Here is a 19,287-nt window from a genome sequence, read left to right as displayed (position 1 = left end):
CTAAAATCAACCTATTTACTTACCTGTAGCCATATATCGTTATCCATAACAATCATTAACGACCTGTGTTTATAAAAAATTAAGTAGTACGTTATGTAGTAACTAGCAAAACTGGCTTGTTTAACAGGTCATATCAATAGCGCAACGCATGGCGACTTTTACTGCTAATTAGGTGAGTGACGAAACCATATTTCGCGGCGAATTTTTCTTACTGTCAGTGCAATTTAACTTTATTAACGTGGCAAATATACCTTTGGCAAGACGATTACCTATGCTAATGCAGAAAAGCTAAATTAAAGCTTTATTGAATAAGTTCGTTATAATAACTATACCAACGCTCAACTTAGCTGACTCTCCCAAGGAATTTCAATGTCCTTATACCGTACTTTTGAGTCAAAAAAGGAAAATTATAATTAGTTATGAGACGTTTGCACATACATTGTAGAACAAGTTTTTTGTTTTTATTTCTCGCCTGGTCAATGCTCGCAAAAGCAGAGCTAGCATCCGTTAATAGCCCAATATCACTGGTTAATGAACGACTATTTTTACTTGATGATGAAAACTCAAGCCTAAGTCCTGAGCAAGCCTTTGCGTTATTTAAGCGACAAGAGTTTAGCAATAACATTAAAAATAAAGTCAGCTTTGGCTTCACGCAAAGCACAATATGGGCGGTCTTACCGTTTAATAATGACACAGCTCAGTGGCAAAGTAAGGTCTTAAAAATTGATAATGCCTGGTTAGATACTATTGAGCTTTATATTTTTACCAACAACAAGTTAATGCGCCAGATATCTATAGGCGATACTCAGCCTTTTACTCAACGTCAGCGCAATGCAAGGATGCCTTCAGTTGAGCATGCTTTTCCCCGAGGGCAATCTTATGTACTGTTTCGCTTTCGCTCTCAAGACCCCATGACCATTCCCATCTATATAGGTAGCGACAAGGCTATGGTCTCGGCGGTAATTGAAAACGCCTATTTTTATGGCGCTTTATATGGTGGCTTACTGATATTACTTATCTACAACCTCGCCTTATATATTTATTTAAGAGAGCTCAAGTATTTACTTTACCCCATCTACCTATTTGCTTTTACTTCATTTAACTTTACCTATACTGGGCATGGCTTTTGGCTGGCATGGCCTGGATCTGTAGCATTGCAACAGTGGCTAATGCCCACCCTAATGTTCTGCTATATATTTTCAGCGGTGATGTTTACCATAGGCTTTTTAAACACCCGTACCTTTTTACCTGCTTTGCATGCAAACAGGTACCGAATATATGTTGGGCTAATCGTAATAGCGGCGTTAATATTTGTGTCTGGTGATCGCTCATTTATTATCATGATTCAATTGGCCATGTTAACTGTGCTGTCCATTTGGATGCTACTTGTGGGCTGCTTGGCATATAAAAACAAGGACCCGCTAGCAAAGTTTTTCATCCCAGCTATTACGATGGGAACCGGCGGTGCCACCATTTCCAGTTTTGCAACGTGGGGAATAATTCCCTACTCACAATGGGCATTTCGCGGTATAGAAATTGGCATGCTGTTAGAAATGTCGTTGCTGTCAATATCGCTTGGTTTTAATTTTAAATTGGCGCAAGATGCGCGTAAAAGTGCGGAAAGCAATGCTCGGCAAGATCCATTAACCATGTTGTATAACCGACGCGCATTTTCCGAGCTTGTTCACCCAAGTTGGGAATTAAGCAAGAGGAATAATAGCCCAATATCTATCATGTTAATGGATTTAGATTGGTTTAAACGCATTAATGATCAGTTTGGCCATGCTGCAGGCGATCAAGTACTTGAAGGGGTAGCAAAGGAAATTAAACGCCGTATTCGCGACTCTGATATTCCATTACGCTGGGGTGGAGAAGAGTTTCTAATATTTTTACCTAATACCAATAGTCAACAAGCTAAGCAACTTGCTGAAGATCTTCGTACTCAAATTAAACACATCAGTTTTAATAAAATTAATAGCGTGACTATGAGTATTGGCGTTGTCAGTGCCACGCCGGATCAAATGGATTTAGATCAATTAATTACTTTGGCTGACGAAGCGCTTTATACAGCGAAAGAAAATGGTCGCAATACTGTGGTTGTGGTCAATAACAAAAGTACTTTAGCAGCAAATTAGCGCTAATGCGTTGCAAATAAACTTACCCAAGAGCGCATCAGCAGATATGTGCTTAAGCAAACAGGGATAGTAAAGTTTCTTTAACAACATCATGCAGTAATACACTTGTTAGCTTGCCCTAAAAAACGACGGAGACAATATCACAGTTAAATCTAAGCGACTTTGTTTGTTGTGTTAACAATGTTAATTTAGCTTATAACAACAATGATCTATACGGAGTGCTCTCAATGTCACTATCTTTAAAACAAATAAAAATCGGCGTTGCCGCTTTATTATTAGTGCTTACTGCCGTTATATATTTTCGCAGCTCAGAAAAACCCGCACCGCTCCCGCCAATGACGGTACAAGAGAAAAAAGCCCGCTTTATCGCTTTAGCTGTACCTGCAGTAAACCGCGTTTATGACGACTTGATGAAACAATACCGTGCGGTAAAGTCCACGCTTGACAGTGGCAAAAGCAATGCTCAAATCGAAAAACTGATGGTGGAATATAAAGCCGCGAACCATCAAGAGCTATTAATGGCACTTAAACCCCACCCAAAAAGTATTGCACTTGCACAAGCGGCCATGGAAAGCTCATGGGCAACTTCGCGTTTTTTTCTTGCAGCTAATAATATCTTTGGGGTTTGGTCTTACAATGAAAATGAGCCGCGAATTGCGGCGTTGAATAAGCGTGGCAAAAAAACCATTTGGCTTAAAAAGTACCCGTCCCTAGAGGCTTCTATTTATGATTATTATCGTATTTTATCGCGCGGTGATGCCTATAAAGCCTTTCGAAAAACATTAATGACCAGCAATGACCCCTTTTTACTCGTCACCAAGTTAGATAACTACTCAGAAAAAGGCAGTGCTTATGGCGAAGAGTTACGCGCGATTATTAAATTCAATCACTTTGATGACTATGATAACTTTGACCGTTCCAATAAGGCTAGCCGCATAAACTAAGCTCACGCTAGGTGATCGTTACTTTTACGGCTGTTATAACTTTTGCAGAGCTTAACACTATTACGCAGGTTAAAACCCGCCTGAAAGCGCCCGCCTTATTAAAAGCCATAGTAAATCACCTTAACCTGGTCATACTAAAACATTTACTCTGGCCCTAGCATTTTCTCTGCCACTACCCATTGGTTAAATTGCGCCTTAGTTAATAACTTAAGTGCTAACGCCGCATCTAATAATGTACTGCCATCTTGATGGGCTTTTTTCGCTATTTTAGCGGCATTATCATAGCCAATATGCGGATTTAACGCCGTCACTAACATTAAAGATTCATCGCGTAATTGTGCGATCCTTGCTTCATTAGCGGTTATGCCCTTAACGCAATGCTCAGTAAAACTTTCGCAGCCCTCTGCTAATAAACGTATTGATTGCAACAAGTTATAAATCATTACGGGTTTAAACACATTCAGCTCTAAGTGACCATTAGCACCACCGACAGTAATGGCAACATGGTTTCCCATCACTTGCGCCGCTATCATAGTAAGCGCTTCACACTGTGTTGGGTTAACTTTGCCTGGCATGATAGATGAGCCTGGTTCATTTTCGGGTAAGTTTATTTCCCCTAGACCACAACGTGGTCCTGAGCCTAACAAGCGGATATCATTGGCTATTTTCATGATACTAGCGGCTAAAGTGTTTAACGCACCACTTGCTTCCACTATCGCATCATGACTTGCAATCGCAGCAAACTTGTTGTCAGCACTAGTAAAAGGTAACTGGGTTATTTTTGCCACATGCTCGGCAAACCTGACATCAAAGCTTTTAGCACTATTAAGGCCCGTGCCCACGGCAGTGGCCCCTTGCGCGAGTGGATAAAGTGCCGGTAAAACGGCTTGTGTACGACGGATGGCTTGTGTTATCTGCGCCTGATAGCCAGAAAACTCCTGCCCTAAGGTTAATGGTGTCGCATCTTGTAAGTGTGTACGACCAATTTTAATGATTTTTGAAAACTGCTGCGACTTGTCTGCTAATGCTTGTTGCAAATTGTGCAAACTCGGCAGTAATTGCTGACTTATTTGCTCGACAGCTGCTATGTGCATAGCACTAGGAAAAGTATCATTAGACGATTGTCCCATATTACAATGGTTATTAGGGTGCACCGGCGTTTTAGTGCCAAGCGTACCTCCTAGCATCTCAATAGCCCGATTCGAGATAACTTCATTGCAATTCATATTACTTTGCGTACCTGAGCCTGTTTGCCATACTGATAATGGAAAATGTTCGTCAAGCCGGCCAACAATGACTTCTCCAGCGGCAGCCATTATTGCATTAGCAATGTTGGTGTCTAATAAGCCCAACTCCATATTTACTTTTGCAGCAGCTTGTTTAACTATGCCTAAAGCTCGAATCAAGGCCTTAGGCATAGTCTCTTCGCCAATGGCAAAATTGAGTAATGAGCGCGCAGTTTGGGCACCATAGTAGCTATCAATAGGCACCTTTAGTTCGCCAAAAGAGTCGCTCTCAATACGATAGTCGTTCATTACCTTACTCCTGTAGTTATAAAAAGCTTTGGCTTATTTTTTTACAAAGTCAGCTAACTTGCGGCACTCATGTTGCCATGTGCGGCACTAATGTCAATGGCATTCATAACTTGCAATCCTGAGCTAGCGAGTATTTACACAACAAAATAAAGTATTGTTTATTAATAACTTAATAAATGGTAGCGCACTTTACAGCCATCACAAGTCGTCACTTGGATTTGCCGAAAACCTGCCCCTAGTATATGCATGCCGCGAGCAGTTATATAGCTGCCCGCATTACTTTAATTTTTATCTTGCTGTGCTGATCACCAAGCTAAAACTTGTTAACCAGGCCTACTGCGCGATTACACATTAATGATAAAAACCTATTGCAAATGATAATCGTTTTCATTAGTATTTAGCGAAATTTTATAACTCGCTCATTTACTTGGAATTACTCATGCTCAAAACTAGACTTTCACTGCTTGCTTTACTGATCACCCCTCATGCCTTTGCGCAAGCAGCTCAAAATACACCTGCAATTTCCACAGACACTATGGAACGTATTGTTGTTACCGGTAGTCGCATTGTCGAAAGTATTGAAGAAGTACCTGCAACCATCACCATAATTAATCGCCAACAAATTGCAGAGCAGCTAAAAATTTCTCCTGAGCTGCAAACCTTGCTAGCGGCCTTAGTACCGGGGTTAGCGCCCAGCACCGGTTCGTCAAGTAACTCAGGGCAAACTTTGCGTGGACGTTCACCCTTGGTGATGATCGATGGTGTGCCGCAGTCAACGCCACTGCGTAATGGTGCTTTAGGTATGCGCACATTAGATCCAAGTACCATAGAGCGCATTGAAGTGATTAAAGGTGCAACCTCTATCTATGGCAATGGTGCGGCCGGCGGTATTATTAACTATATCACTAAACAGGCTAACAATAGCGGCAAGGTTAGCGGTCATGTCAGTGTGTCAAGCCGTTTTAGCGCCGTTAAATTACAAGACAGTGTTGGGCAGCGCGTAGAAGGCTCAATTAATGGCAACTTAGATAAGTTCAGTTATGTATTAAATGCCAGTTATGAAGAAAATGGTGTACAGCGTGATGCAGAAGGTGACATACAAGGCTTAATTTACGGATTGTCAGAAGCAAATGTCGCCAACTACTTTGCAAAATTTGGCTACCAATTAGATACCGAAAAGTCGCTACAGTTGACCTATAACCATTACCGTTCTGAGCAACAAAGTAATTTAATAGATGTGATTGGTAGCGTTAATTCAGGTGAGAAAACCTATGCTATTGAGGCACCTGTTGGCACTGAAAAGCCCGGTGTTGCGCAAGGCCCAAACAATGATAACCTGATGTTTAAGTACACAGATGAGGCACTGTTTGATAATACGCAACTGGTGATCGACGCTTATAGCCAACAAATTAATAACATTTTCTTCTTTTCAAGCGCGCTTGCTAACCCTAGCGAAGGCTACAGCGGTGGGCAGTCATTAATAAAATCAGATAAAAAAGGCTTACGCGTGACCCTCAATAGTCAGCTTGAGTGGCACAACCTTGAAGGCACTTTTATTTATGGCCTAGATGCCTTAAATGATAAAACCTCACAACCTTTGGTGGATGGGCGAGTTTGGGTACCTGAGATGGACATGGCCAACCTAGCAGGTTTTTTACAAACAAAATGGCTTTATAACGATGATTTAATCATCAAAGCCGGCATTCGCCACGAAGATATTGAACTTGGCGTGGATGACTACAGCACGTTAAAGCTTTGCCGAACTGCCAATACCTGCTCTGTTCCCCTTGATGTGCGCGGTGACACCTTAAAGTACCGAGCAACAACCTATAACTTTGGTGTGCGCTACAACCTGATGCCTTCTTTTCAGCCTTTTGCTAACTACTCGCAAGGCGCTGATATTTCCGATATTGGCCGTTTACTGCGCACCGCTACCGTCACCGACATTAGCTTGATTGCCACGCAAGCGTCGATTATCGACAATTATGAAATCGGTTTTGTTTCCAATATCGGCGCACTTCGTATGGAGTTCTCTGCCTATCGTAGCACCTCAGAGTTGGGCACCACTAATAAGTATGATGCCAATACTGGAGTCTATTTACCGGTGCGCGCACCACAAGAAATTTATGGTTATGAAGCACTCGCCCATTATCCATTTAGCCCTGAGTTAAATGTTACCGCTAGCTATGCTTGGGTTGAAGGTAAAGACACCAGTAAAGATGTCTACTTAGGCGCCAAACAAATTAGTGCCCCCAAAGCCACTGTTAACCTGAACTGGCAGCCGCTTGCCGGTGCCAATGTCGCGGTCAGCTATTTATATGTTGGCAGCCGGAAAAAGTTTGCAACAGTTGAGGGCGATTATGTCGGCGATCAAGGCCCTATTGACAGCTACCAGTTACTTAATCTCAGTGCGAGTTTCGACTTTCAGCAAAACTGGTCTGGTTTTATCGGCGTCGAAAACTTATTAAACCAAGATTACTACCCCGCAAAATCGCAAGCATACACTTATAACGGTTATAATGTTAAAGGCCTAGGTACCAGTGTCAATCTTGGTATTAACTACCAATTTTAATGCCCTTTCACTACTCCCGCATTAGCAGCAATGTTGCTAATGCGGCTACTTTAGGTTGTTTATGAAAACATGGTTTAGACGCTGTCATTTAGCCTTAGCGCTGATCAGTGGTTTATTTATTTTAAGTTTAAGCATTTCTGGCGCATTGCTAGTGTTCGGTAAAGAAATTCAACTCTGGTTGCAACCAAATAATTGGCTCATTAGCTCGGCAAAAATCCACTCCCAACAGCCGTTAGCTCTGTCTGAGTTAGTGGCAAAAATTGCGCTCGTTAGCGAGCAACCAATACACTTTATTGAACGCGCGCAAAGCGCCAATATGGTGTGGCTGGTGCGCTTAGGTAATGGTGACCACCTTAATATCAACCCGTACAACGGCGATATAGTCGCGCAGCATCAATTTTACGATACCTTTTATGGCTTAGTGATGTCATGGCATCGCTGGCTATTATTAAAAGATCAAAACAATAACAAACCACTACAAGCGCTAATGGCCTGCGCCAGTTTGCTATTAATGATCGAGCTAGTTATCGGTTGTGCTTTGTGGTTAAAGGCTAAAAAACCGCTTAAACGGTTAAAAATAAAGTGGCGTAGCAAAGCTAAAGCCCTACTATATCAATTACATACCTCGATTGGAGTGTTCTGTTGCGTGCCATTGCTACTCATTGCATTCTCAGGCATGGCATTTTATTGGCAACCGGCAACCCAACAAGTTGTTGAATGGTTAACTATGAGTAAAATCCAACGCGCTATTGCGCCTGCGCCAGTCAGCACAAGGCAGCAGCCGTTGCAGCTTGACTTGGCCTATGACGCAGCAAAGTCAGCGTTAATAAACGCCGAGGTTTATCGTATTTACTTACCAAATACAACCAACAACTTACTGGCGTTACGGCTAAAAATGCCAAGTGAGAGTCATGCCTATAGTTGGAGTTGGGCTGATCCCTACACCGGTCGCTTGTTAAAAAGTTATGACGCCAGTAAAAGCTCGTTGGCAACTAAAGTTTGGCATTTTAAGTACAAGTTTCATATTGGTGATTTTTTCGCTTGGCCGGTTAAACTGCTTTGGCTTTTATTAAGCTTAATGCCAAGCTTCTTGGTATTATCTGGACTCTACTTGTATATGAAACGCTGGCAAAAGCGTCGTATAGCTCGAAAGCATAGCGGCTAATCAATGCCAGCACCTGACAAAAACAATGATTTACACTATCTCTGCGCCAATAAAAAAATGGCTAAGTGTCAACCACTTAACCATTCTTTACTGGTACTTATGCTCATTAGTATGTATGGCTGATCACGCTATACGATGCAGCGCACAAATTTTATTGCCTGAAGGATCACGCAAATACGCTAAGTATAATTTACCAATTGCACCTTCACGCACACCTGGCGCATCTTCACAAGCGCTGCCGCCATTAGCAACACCAGCAGCATGCCAAGCCTTAGCTTGTTCAGGGTTTGCGGCGGCAAATCCTATGGTGGTGCCATTGCCATGGCTGGCTGGCTCACCGTTAATTGGCGTTGTTAACGCAAAAATCCCCTGATCGGTAAAATAAAAACAGCGGCCTTTTTCATCAATAACACCTGGTTTATGACCTAGCTCCGCCAAAATGGCATCGTAAAACTTTTTTGACGCTTGTATATCGTTCGCGCCTATCATGATATGACTAAACATTTACTGTCCTTTTTCAATTAATGAAGAATGTGAAGCGCCATGCTTCGGCAACTTATTGAGCAAGTCACTTACGCTTCGAGTTAATAAATTTGTCATTAAGCATGCCCTATCTATAAGCAATAGCACAATACTAATTTATTATAAATTAGCGGCTGTTGAGTTTTCACATTAGCATCGAAATCATCGAACACGCTAATGTCAATATCCTCAGTGTTAGCGTCCAAAAACAAAGTGATGTACTGCTTTGGCTAGGGCGTAAAATAATACCAAGTTGATTCATTAAGTGATATAACTTACCGCTAGCGAATACGTTTAAGTTCACCAGCAATTAGGCTATCAACCCAGCACTGACAAATCTGATTGGCTTCTTCGGGGGAAAAGCTTTTTGGGTTTAACGACCACTCCAGCCAAAGTCCATCCATTAACGCTGACAAACCAAATGCCGCCAAACGAGCATTTACATTAGGTATATCTAATCGGTTAATACTTTGCGTTATGAGTTGTTCGAGTATTTTTACATATTTACTGTTTACTTCGTTTCTTAAGGTGGCAATTTCAGCTTTTTGTTGGCTGAGACTCCAAAAGCCTAACCAAACTTTTAAATAATCTTTATCAAGCATAGGTGGGCGAAAAAAGCTGTCCACATATAACCTAAGTTGCGCTACTGGCTCAGAAGCCTCATCTAATATCGCGAGCAACTGGATAAAAAGATCCTTAGTGAGCTTTCGATAAGCTTCTTTGATTAATTCTTCCTTGCCGTTAAAGTGGTGCGCTAATAGTCCTGCTGATACTCCTGCCTCTTGACAGACAGTGCGCACGGAAAGCCCTAGGTGACCATCTCTCATAATACACCTAAGTACGGCATCGATTAGTTCTGCTCGACGTTCATCTGGCGTTAACCTAGCGCCTGGAGATGTACTACTAGCCACTCTATTCATTATTTTCATTATATTTTCAATGCGCTTTCAAATCGCTTATCTGAGAGTGCATGATAAATTAGTGGTGAATAATAACAAGTCTATAATGAACCACAAGAGAAAGGCTAAAACGCCTATTGTACAATTGAACAATAGCTGTTAGCTTAAATATCCTTACTAAATAATACTAACGCTTCTAACTAAGTTCGATTGCGTATTAACATGACAAGCCTCTATTGTACAATTGTACAACAGAGGCTTGTCACTAGAACGATAATAGGAATTTCAAAAATGAGATATTCAGATTTTACTAAACGAATTGGTGGTGATTCAGTTGATGCTTGGCAGGTACTCTATAAAGGATTAGAGCGTCAACAAGCGGGTGAAGATGTTATTGTGCTTGCCTTAGGTGATCCCGACTTTGATACACCACAGCCTATTATTGATGCAACATTCAATTCATTAAATAATGGCGATACCCATTATGGCGACGTTTCAGGCGATATTGAATTAAGAGACATTATTGCGAACTGGCACACAAAAACAACAGGTCTAGCAGTAAACAATAAACAAGTGGTGGTTATGAACGGCGCACAATGTGCCCTTTATGCCACGGCGCAATGCCTTTTAGGACCGGGCGATGAAATAATAATACCTGAGCCTATGTATACCACTTATGACGCGGTTTTTAATTCTACTGGTGCAAAAATTGTCAGGATCCCTATGAGACCTGACAACGGCTTTCAAGTCATGCCTGAAGATATTGCAGCGGCAATAACCAGCAAAACAAGGGCTATCCTGCTCAATAGCCCCAATAACCCAAGTGGTGCTATTTTCCCGCGTCAAACCATGGAGGCTGTAGCAAAACTATGCATTGAGCATGATCTGTGGCTGATTTCAGATGAAGTGTATTCAACCTTGACCTATGAGCAAGCACATTTTAGCCCATGTTCATTACGCGGCATGGCAGAGCGTACTGTCACGATTAATAGTTTGTCGAAATCTCATGCAATGACAGGCTGGCGTGTCGGTTGGGCGGTTTGCCCTGAAGAACTCGCGGTACATTTAGCTAATGTCGCGCTTTGTATGTTATTTGGTAATCCGGTATTTATTCAAGCTGCAGCAAAAGTGGCGTTAACCCAAGCATTACCAGAGCTTGAGTTGATGAAACAGACCTATAAGCACCGCCGTGATACTTTATATGCGTTATTAAAGGATGTTGAAGGGCTTGAAGTTCACTTACCTGAAGCTGGTATGTTCTTAATGCTAGATATTCGAAGTACCGGCCTGTCAAGTCAAGCATTCGCTACTATTTTACTCGATAAATTCGATGTTGCTACTTTACCTTGTGGCGCATTTGGCCCATCAGTGGAAGGCTACGTTCGTTTAAGTTTATCTGTGCCTGTTGAGACGCTTGTTAAAGCGGGTCGACAAATTGATGACTGTATGAAGTATGTATTAAGTAGCAGCGACGCTCAGCAAAATGAACCACACCTTGAGTTACTATCTTAATTTCATCTCATGTAAATAATGCATGTAGATAACATATCGCGCTAGAGCTGTTATCTACATGCCTTGGTGAGCTTAACTATGAATAATTCCCACACACTACGTTGAGTATTATTTCGGCTTAAATAGCTCTTAAACCAAGCGCAAGTTAAATAAATATATGCCCAATTAATGCCAGTATGGGTAATGAAATACACGTACGAATGCAAAAAATAGCGACAAGTTTGCTGACATTTAATGGAATTTTCGAGCGGAGAATTAAAATACCGATTTCAGCGAAAAATATCAGTTGTGTCACCGATAAGCCCGCTAACACAAAGCTTGTTAATGGATTATCAATACCACCGGCAATAATCGCAGGCACAAATTGATCCAATAAACCCACAAGCACGCCTGGCGCAGCTTCATAGGCCATAGGAATGCCCAATAACTCCAATATCGGTACCACGGGCGTCGCAATAACATGAAAAATACTGGTATGGTGATAAACCGATAATGCCAAAAACTCAATGGTCATCGCCGCAGGCATCATGGTAAAAAAAAGATCCACCATACTGAGTGAGCCATTTTTCAGCATCCTTTTGGGACCAGGTGACGAATCCGCTCTTTTTAGCGCTTGATCCAATGCCCATTTATACGTTGAACCATCATCCTGAACTGCTTCATGTATTTGCTTCCCTACCGGCGGGTAATACTCATCAGGTAGGTTAGAAAGCGGGGGTAATTTAGGGGTAATAATCGCGCATAACACACAAATGGTGATCATCGCACCGTACAGGAGAAATACATATTCGGAGATGCCCGCAACATTAGCGGTTAACACCACAAAAGGCACAGAAACAACGGAAAAGTTAGTCACGATGACTGACGACTCACGCATGGTATAAAAGCCGGTTTCATACTGTTTAATGGTCAATAAAGAAGCAATACTTGAAGAACCTACCCATGACGCTAAGACATCAATGGTTGAGCGGCCAGGTAAGCCAAATATTTTTTGAAAGCCCTTACGAAACAGTACGCCAACAAACTCAAGAAAACCATAATCAGTCAATAGCGGCAGTAATAAACAACCAATACCAATCAAACAAAAAATAATGCCGGCAACATCGATAAAAGCAGTCACGCCTGTGTCTTGGCTAATAACCCATTCAGGGCCAATTTGAAGTAAGGTAAAAGTGCTGACAACGCCGCCAAGTACGCGTAATATCAGCCAAATAGGCGTGGTTTTAAATAGTTGCTGTAAATAAGGCGTTTTTTCCGCCCAGTGCAATGGCAATAGAGAATAAATTAAGCTAAATAGCGCGGAAGTAACAAAAATGAAAGTGGTAAAATAACCAATATTATCAGCCAGTATACTTTTTAAAGAGTCTGCTAATATTCCCAGTATAACCGTCATTTTACCGTCGTAATTAACCGGCACTAAAAACAGCAAAACACCTAGTAAGGAAGGTATTATAAACGCAGCTAAACTTGCCAATGTTACTTTATTCTCGTTAGGGCATTTCACCTTGGTTTGACTCATATAGATAAACTCCCGACGCGAAAACGTCGCCCCCTTTATGATCAGCGATTAGCGTTCGTACACTTAATCTTTATACATTATAAATTTGCTTTAAAAACTGACTAAACGCGAACTCCCTTCAATTTAGTCAGTTAAAAAAGTTTTTATAAATGCGCTAAAAGACGTATTTCACCCCAAAACCAAGAGTACGTGGACGAACAATGTAACTCACGTCACCATTAACCAGTCGTTGCTGAGGATCAGGTTGTCCAGCATAGTTTTGATAGTAAACATCGCCTAATTCAAGTGTTGATGCATCTGAATTAAATAGGTTATCGACGAACAATGATAGCTGCCATTGACCAACATACATGGTTGCAGAAGCATCAAAAATAACCTGAGAGTCTACCTCATCGTAGTACAATGAACCCTTCTCAAAATCTGTTGCAAAGCCGCCTTTGTAAAAGCCCCCTAAATGCAGTGAAATATCTAGATCACTGGCCGTGACAAATGAATAATCTAATGCACCGGTAAGTGTATGCTCTGGGACACCGGGTAATCTTTCGCCTTCTTTAATATGTAATGTCGGCTCGCCATTAAGGTTGGGTAAGCCAGCAAAGTCTTTGCTAACTTCAGCAGAAACATAGGCATAACCAAGCGAAACTGAAAAGTTTTGCGTAAAGCGCCATTTTGACTCAAATTCAAAGCCTTTAGTGACTGATTCTCCCAAATTAAATACAATCGGGAAGCCGCCGTGAGGTGAGTTTTGTAATACTTGATTATCTTCCCAATCAATGTAAAACACAGAGGCAGTGAACTCTAAATGTTCATCAAATGTAAAGCCTTTAACACCGGTTTCAAAGTTAGTTGCTTTATCTGGTTGATAGGCACCTAACGTGGCGTCATTGGCAAAAACGCCCCCTTCTGTCGCCGGTGTTGATGGATCATCAATCGGTAAGCCATTCGAGCCACCATGGCGGAAACCTTCTGAAACAGTTGCATAAACCATAAGATCACTATTGACTGCGTAAGAGGTATTAAACTTGAAGATTTGATCTTTAAATGACTGCTTCGCTGAAGCTTCACTTAACCCTAAATCACCTTCGCCACAAAAGACACCACAGGTGGGTAAGGTAATCCGTTGATATGATTCAAACTCTTGGTCAAAAAATCTCGCACCGAAGGTCATTTGCCAGTCATCAGAGACATGATAGGTAAGCTCACCAAAAATGGCTTTATCGCTAAAACTATCTTTTTGTATATTGGTATAGTTAAGATCTTGTGCTTGGGGATTGGGGGCAGCAAAAAATGCATCTAATCCGCGCGCATAATCTTCAGCACTCGAGGCGCCATGCCAACTATTAACATAAAGACCAACAACCCACTCAAAGGTACCAATGTCATTTGACACTAAACGCAGCTCCTGTATAAAAGCATCGGTTCTGTAGGTTTTAATGCCGGTTACCACTTCCCGTGGCAAACCTTCGTAGTAAGCCCAGAACCCTTGTGCGGCATAGCTATAACTTTGATCATAGCTACTGTCTGCCTCATTTTTATAAGCTGAACTAGATGAAGTCATGGTGGCAAAGCCTAAATCAACTTCAATATCTAATGAGGCAACTTGAACATCAGCACTAAAAGGCTCCAATTGCTTAATCGCGGAAACATATTCACCAACATTTCGCGCAACAGCTTGACGCCCTGCGACCTCATCTGCTTGTACTTGGTAATTAAAATCAACAGCTACTTTATCGCTAACATCCCAGGTTAATGCAAATCGACCATATTTAACTTCATTATCGTTAATATCTTTTTTGCTAAATGTTTCACCTGTCGGTTGTAAATTCGCGTCCAGCGTTTCTAGACGATCAGCATCAATAAAGCCTGAGTTATCAACATAAGCCCCAACAAGCCTAACCGCTAAACTGTCGCTTAATGGCAGATTGACCATAAACTCAGTATCTGTATTCATGCCACCCGCTTCTTGAGATTTTGATAATTTAGTTGAAACATGAGCATCAAAGCCATCTAAGCTCGCGTCGTTTTGAATATAACGTATCGTGCCGCCTAAAGATCCTGAGCCATATAACGTTCCCTGCGGGCCACGCAGTACTTCTACGCGATTAATATCACGCATATTTAAGTTAACAAATAATGGCGTTTCACCGATATACGTCGAGACAGCAGGATCAGATGAGCGATAAAAGTCTTCAAAACCACCTTGTTGAGCATTCATTCCTCTCATGATCAAGCCACCACTGATGCCATTATTACGCGGCCCAGTATCACTAAAAACAAGCCCAGGGATGTTTCTTGTCAATTTGGTAAAATCTGTAATACCGGCCTTCTCAAGCGCTGCGCCATCAACGGCACTGATGTTATAAGGCACCGATGACAGAGACTTAGCACGTCGACTTGCCGTGACTTCTATCCTTTCAACTTTAAATTCTTCCTCTGCTTGTGGTGCCTCGTCTGCAAATACCGCGATAGGCGTAGCCACACATGCTGCTGAAATCATTAACGCTAATTTATTTTTTCGAAACATCATTATTCCCCGCTCTTGTTTTATATCTTAAGGTGTTCATTAGTACTTATTGTTATTTACTTAGGGGTATGGGTAACCATCCACAAAGTCACTTTCTAGCACTTCAATCAAGGTTGGCCCGTTCACTTCATTTGCCGTATTCAATGCCACTTTTAATTCGGCTAAGTTCTTAGCTTTCGCGCTTTTGCAGCCAAAAGCTTCGGCAATTTTGATAAAATCTGGGGTATAAATATCGACCCCGATGCGCGCGATATTGGCATCATCCATAAAGTGCGCTATTTCTTTATAGCCACTGTTATTCCACAGTAAAAAGATAACTGGCGTTTCGGCTTCTACTGCACTGGCTAATTCACCGATAGTAAATTGCGCCGCACCATCACCAATTAGCGCAATGACAGGACTGTCTGGTTGGCCAAACTTTGCACCTATCGCGGCTGGAATAGCATAACCTAAAGTGCCAAAACCGCTGGCAGAGTGAAAATATCGCCGTGGTGCTTCGGTTTCGTAATGGGCCAATGCGTAATAAACTGGCTGAGTCGAGTCACCAACAATAACGGCATCGGGTAATGCCTGTTTAATGGTGGCAAAAAAATCATCATACTTGCAATTAGCTGTCGCGACGCGTGCAATGTCTGTCAGTGTTTTTGCGCGTTGCGGGCCATGCTCTGCTTGAACATCGACAACTAAAGCCTTATTAATTGCACTCAATGCCTGATTTGCATCACTAAGAATGGCAAGATCTGGCTTCACATTTCTGCTCAGCTGAAAGCTATCAATATCAACCCGTATTAGCTTGCCGGCAATTTCGATTTCGCCAACAAGAAAGAAGTCATAGTCTGTTTCACTAAATTCAGTGCCTATGGCTAGTACCACATCGGCTGCTTTTAATTCTTCACGAATAATAGCGCACGAACCTGAACACCCTACGGCTAATGGGTGACTAAACGGCATTACCCCTTTACCATTAACGCTATTAATCACCGGCGAATTTAACTTTTCAGCTAAGGCGATAACCTGCTCTGATGCTTTCATAGCACCACCACCAACCACTATTAATGGCCGTTTGGCATGGTTAAGCAGTTGCACCGCTTCATCAACCACACTTGTTGCTGGCGCAGGGGCTGCAGGAATGGCGAAGGCGCTCAAGTCTAGATGATCAGCTGGTGATGTGATCACATCTATAGGCAGCTCAATATGCACCGGACCGGGGCGTTGACTGTTAAAAACAGCAAATGCCCGTGCTAACACTTTGGGCAGTTGCTCGACATGCGTTACACGATGACTAAAAATAGCGACGCCTGCCATCATGGCACTTTGATTGGGCAGCTCATGCAAACGCCCTTCGCCCATACCTAAATGCTTAGTATAATTAACGGAAGATATCACTAGCATGGGTACAGAGTCTTGCATAGCTTGTCCCATCGCCGTGGCGATATTCGTCATACCGGGGCCGGTGATAATAAAGCAAACGCCCGGCTTACCACTGACCCGAGCGTAGCCATCGGCCATAAAACCCGCACCTTGCTCATGGCGAGGTGTAACATGCTTAATGGCCGTTTCTGGTAAACCTCTATATAACTCAATGGTATGAAAACCAGGGATACCAAAAACTGTATCAACATCATAATTTTCAAGAATCTTTACAAGTACTTCACCACATGTAGCCACGATTTACTTCACCTTTAGAAATTATGTTTAATTTATAAACAGACTATATTGTTTATATTTAACTAGCTCGCGATTTATACGCACCACATCATTCCAAAAATTCACTAACTATTGTGAACAACAAAACAACATCTTTCCCAGCACGACAACACAACAACAACCTATTGATAAACAAGTAAAATAAACTTACTTTGTGGTTACTTTGTGGTTACTTTGTAAACAAATCGTGATATTAAAAGCTTGATAAAATGACTAAAACAGCACTTAGTTAGCTACCAATAAAAGCAATAAGCAGCCAATAACATCAAGGTTTCAATGATGAAATCGATAAGCAGTAATAGTGATTTTTATGGTTTAATTATCTGTTGTTTTGCATTATCGAGTATCAAGTCAGCCGACTTTGCGCATCACCCTAGGTAGATGAAGATCAGTGTTAAGGCGGCTTTTTGCGGCTCAGTGTTCGAAAAATAACGCTCAAGCCGCAGCGCCGTGTTGGCGCAATGCAAAAATCACTTTTGCAAAACCAATGTTTTACTGCCATTTCGCTATATTGTTCATTATCTTGAGCAGCGCAGCCACGAACAACTGGGCATTGGAATGTGACTTTCTTGGCTAGTCACTTTTACGAAACAGCGGAGTTGCTATGCGTGATCGTTTGGCGCCGTAGGAATGCACCATTCTTCACCTCTGGCGGTAGTGATATATTCAGGCCATTTCAAATAGGTTGGTGGCGTAAAGTCTGCCGGTAACATTGGTGCCATCCATTGACTCCCCCCGATACCTCCGCCGGTTCTTTGCTTAAACTCTTCCTGTGCTGCTGCCAACACCGAGGGCTGAGTTAATAAGTCGATCATAGTGCCAGCAATGGTTTTTCCTGCCGAAAAAATCATCGGATCAATACACTCTGGAATGCCACCTAATGCATTTAGCACCCATGCCGGATACGTCACCCCTTTAGGCGCTTTTAACATAGGACGGCCGACATATAATCTAACCGTTGGGGCATGCCAACACATTTCGGTATAATCATCAGAGGTAAAATGTGTCTGCCACTCAGGCAGCATTTTACGCAGTTCTCGCTCTGCATCTTGCGGAGATATACACGTACTCACTGCTTCCATAAAAGGCGATGCCATCGGCTCAAGCCCTAAGTTTGCTTGTATTTCTTGTGCCACTTTTATCGCGGCACTATCCATTTTAGGCGCACCAGCCTCAACCAGATTATCGTAAGTTAATTGTGCCATCACATGATTAGCCAACCCCGGTCTTGATTTAGTTACGCCGATTTCCTCCACAGTACAATGTGCAGCTTCAGCTGCAAGTTGCGCATTCTTGTTAAGGACTTGCATGATAGTTTCCCCCATCTCAAGACTAGGCACTCGACACAAATATTGAATCTGGGCAACATGATGCGGTAAATTATCAGCTGTCGCTTGCGGGCACGCTAATATAGCCTCGCTTAATGACCAGTGACCGGTATTAGCTTGCATATTAGCGCGAGTACTTTCGGTTAAGGTTTGCATCATAGTTAATGCGGTCATTGCACCTGGCGCTCTAGCTGAGGAATGCGACGCCGCAATTGGGCTTCCTTCGCCAGTATTTAACCAAGTTTCTGGCTGTGTACATTCAAAACTATACACCACAGAAAAAGCAGGGCCGCAATGCGTATCCCACCTTGTCGTATTTGATAGTGGCAACATATAACAAGGATGAAAACTCAGAAAAGCATCAATACCATCATAATAGCCCTTGGCTGCATGGTACGGTTTGCTGGCTCGAACTTTTTCTGCCGGCTCGCCAAAATAAACCAAGGTGCCGGCTATGTTATGTTTAATCATCGCCGCTTGCGTTGCTAACAAGCCCGTCAATGAGCCTATACCCAGCGCAGAGTGCGGGTCGGTATGTCCAGCGGCAAACCTTGACAGTCCTTTGCGCGGTGCTTGATGAGTTGTTGCGGCTTGACAATTTCCAGGCACGGCATCGTACTCTGCATAGGCAGCAACAACAGGTCCCTCGCCATTTGACCATCGGGCAGCAAAGGCTGTTGGCATGTCACCACTACCCGCTTCAACGTCAAAGCCATACTCAGTTAATAATTCAACATACCAGCGTGCTGATTTATATTCACGAAATGCCGGTTCGGCAAAATGCCAAATTTTCTGGTGCCACTCAGATATTTTGTTAGTGTTTTCATCAATCCAATTTCTTACCGTCTCTTTAAACTCTGGCGTCAACTGCTCGGTATTGTTGTACATATTATAAACTACCTTGATTTTTTTAAATAAAGTTAAC

The 19,287-nt window shown here is 42.3% G+C and carries 12 protein-coding genes; 5 read left to right on the top strand and 7 right to left on the bottom strand.

Annotated elements, in window-relative coordinates; translation table 11 throughout:
• Positions 1-419 precede the first annotated feature (419 nt).
• Entirely contained in the window at positions 420-2,135 is a 1,716-nt protein-coding gene (locus tag B6K83_RS01945) for a diguanylate cyclase (RefSeq protein ID WP_233143777.1), read from the top strand.
• A 227-nt stretch (positions 2,136-2,362) separates the two neighbouring features.
• Positions 2,363-3,079 carry a glucosaminidase domain-containing protein gene (locus B6K83_RS01940; protein ID WP_085282698.1) on the top strand — a complete coding sequence of 239 codons (717 nt, stop codon included), beginning with the start codon at positions 2,363-2,365 and terminating at the stop codon, positions 3,077-3,079.
• Positions 3,080-3,222: 143 nt separating this feature from the next.
• On the opposite strand, the gene fumC is transcribed toward B6K83_RS01940, so the two are convergent.
• Positions 3,223-4,614, bottom strand: coding sequence for a class II fumarate hydratase (gene fumC / locus B6K83_RS01935; RefSeq protein WP_085282696.1), 1,392 nt, complete (start codon positions 4,612-4,614; stop codon positions 3,223-3,225).
• Between the two features lie 439 nt (positions 4,615-5,053).
• On the opposite strand from fumC, the gene B6K83_RS01930 reads away from it, so the two are divergent.
• Both B6K83_RS01930 and B6K83_RS01925 read left to right on the top strand, forming a co-directional pair.
• A complete protein-coding gene (locus B6K83_RS01930; RefSeq protein WP_085282694.1) occupies positions 5,054-7,186 on the top strand; it encodes a TonB-dependent receptor in 2,133 nt (710 codons plus the stop codon).
• Between the two features lie 61 nt (positions 7,187-7,247).
• Positions 7,248-8,351 carry a PepSY-associated TM helix domain-containing protein gene (locus B6K83_RS01925; protein WP_085282692.1) on the top strand — a complete coding sequence of 368 codons (1,104 nt, stop codon included), beginning with the start codon at positions 7,248-7,250 and terminating at the stop codon, positions 8,349-8,351.
• Positions 8,352-8,474: 123 nt separating this feature from the next.
• Here the strand turns inward: B6K83_RS01925 and B6K83_RS01920 are convergent, their stop codons facing one another.
• Both B6K83_RS01920 and betI read right to left on the bottom strand, forming a co-directional pair.
• Entirely contained in the window at positions 8,475-8,855 is a 381-nt protein-coding gene (locus B6K83_RS01920) for a VOC family protein (RefSeq protein ID WP_085282690.1), read from the bottom strand.
• A gap of 299 nt (positions 8,856-9,154) precedes the next feature.
• Positions 9,155-9,802: a transcriptional regulator BetI gene (gene betI / locus B6K83_RS01915; protein WP_085282688.1), complete on the bottom strand. Its 648-nt coding sequence runs from the start codon at positions 9,800-9,802 to the stop codon at positions 9,155-9,157.
• A 261-nt stretch (positions 9,803-10,063) separates the two neighbouring features.
• On the opposite strand from betI, the gene B6K83_RS01910 reads away from it, so the two are divergent.
• Positions 10,064-11,284, top strand: a complete 1,221-nt coding sequence (locus B6K83_RS01910; protein ID WP_085282686.1) for a pyridoxal phosphate-dependent aminotransferase — start codon at positions 10,064-10,066, stop codon at positions 11,282-11,284.
• A gap of 145 nt (positions 11,285-11,429) precedes the next feature.
• On the opposite strand, the gene B6K83_RS01905 is transcribed toward B6K83_RS01910, so the two are convergent.
• The 4 genes from B6K83_RS01905 to B6K83_RS01890 all read right to left on the bottom strand — a co-directional run bounded on the left by B6K83_RS01905 (position 11,430) and on the right by B6K83_RS01890 (position 19,250).
• Complete coding sequence (locus B6K83_RS01905; protein WP_085282684.1) at positions 11,430-12,803, bottom strand: YjiH family protein; 1,374 nt, start codon at positions 12,801-12,803, stop codon at positions 11,430-11,432.
• Between the two features lie 154 nt (positions 12,804-12,957).
• Positions 12,958-15,330, bottom strand: coding sequence for a TonB-dependent receptor (locus tag B6K83_RS01900; RefSeq protein ID WP_085282682.1), 2,373 nt, complete (start codon positions 15,328-15,330; stop codon positions 12,958-12,960).
• Between the two features lie 57 nt (positions 15,331-15,387).
• Positions 15,388-16,995, bottom strand: a complete 1,608-nt coding sequence (locus B6K83_RS01895; protein ID WP_085282680.1) for a 5-guanidino-2-oxopentanoate decarboxylase — start codon at positions 16,993-16,995, stop codon at positions 15,388-15,390.
• A gap of 641 nt (positions 16,996-17,636) precedes the next feature.
• Positions 17,637-19,250, bottom strand: a complete 1,614-nt coding sequence (locus tag B6K83_RS01890; RefSeq protein WP_085282678.1) for a zinc-binding metallopeptidase family protein — start codon at positions 19,248-19,250, stop codon at positions 17,637-17,639.
• Between the last annotated feature and the right edge of the window lie 37 nt (positions 19,251-19,287).

The organism is Colwellia chukchiensis (assembly GCF_002104455.1).
Lineage (GTDB): Bacteria > Pseudomonadota > Gammaproteobacteria > Enterobacterales > Alteromonadaceae > Cognaticolwellia > Cognaticolwellia chukchiensis.
This window is presented reverse-complemented; position numbering and strand designations above follow the sequence as displayed.

Excerpts from the sequence above, each read along its gene's own strand:
- B6K83_RS01925 (WP_085282692.1), top strand. The coding sequence starts at position 7,248 with ATGAAAACATGGTTTAGACGCTGTCATTTAGCCTTAGCGCTGATCAGT.
- B6K83_RS01945 (WP_233143777.1), top strand. The coding sequence starts at position 420 with ATGAGACGTTTGCACATACATTGTAGAACAAGTTTTTTGTTTTTATTT.
- betI (WP_085282688.1), bottom strand. The coding sequence starts at position 9,802 with ATGAAAATAATGAATAGAGTGGCTAGTAGTACATCTCCAGGCGCTAGG.
- B6K83_RS01905 (WP_085282684.1), bottom strand. The coding sequence starts at position 12,803 with ATGAGTCAAACCAAGGTGAAATGCCCTAACGAGAATAAAGTAACATTG.
- B6K83_RS01920 (WP_085282690.1), bottom strand. The coding sequence starts at position 8,855 with ATGTTTAGTCATATCATGATAGGCGCGAACGATATACAAGCGTCAAAA.
- fumC (WP_085282696.1), bottom strand. The coding sequence starts at position 4,614 with ATGAACGACTATCGTATTGAGAGCGACTCTTTTGGCGAACTAAAGGTG.
- B6K83_RS01910 (WP_085282686.1), top strand. The coding sequence starts at position 10,064 with ATGAGATATTCAGATTTTACTAAACGAATTGGTGGTGATTCAGTTGAT.
- B6K83_RS01930 (WP_085282694.1), top strand. The coding sequence starts at position 5,054 with ATGCTCAAAACTAGACTTTCACTGCTTGCTTTACTGATCACCCCTCAT.
- B6K83_RS01890 (WP_085282678.1), bottom strand. The coding sequence starts at position 19,250 with ATGTACAACAATACCGAGCAGTTGACGCCAGAGTTTAAAGAGACGGTA.
- B6K83_RS01900 (WP_085282682.1), bottom strand. The coding sequence starts at position 15,330 with ATGATGTTTCGAAAAAATAAATTAGCGTTAATGATTTCAGCAGCATGT.
- B6K83_RS01940 (WP_085282698.1), top strand. The coding sequence starts at position 2,363 with ATGTCACTATCTTTAAAACAAATAAAAATCGGCGTTGCCGCTTTATTA.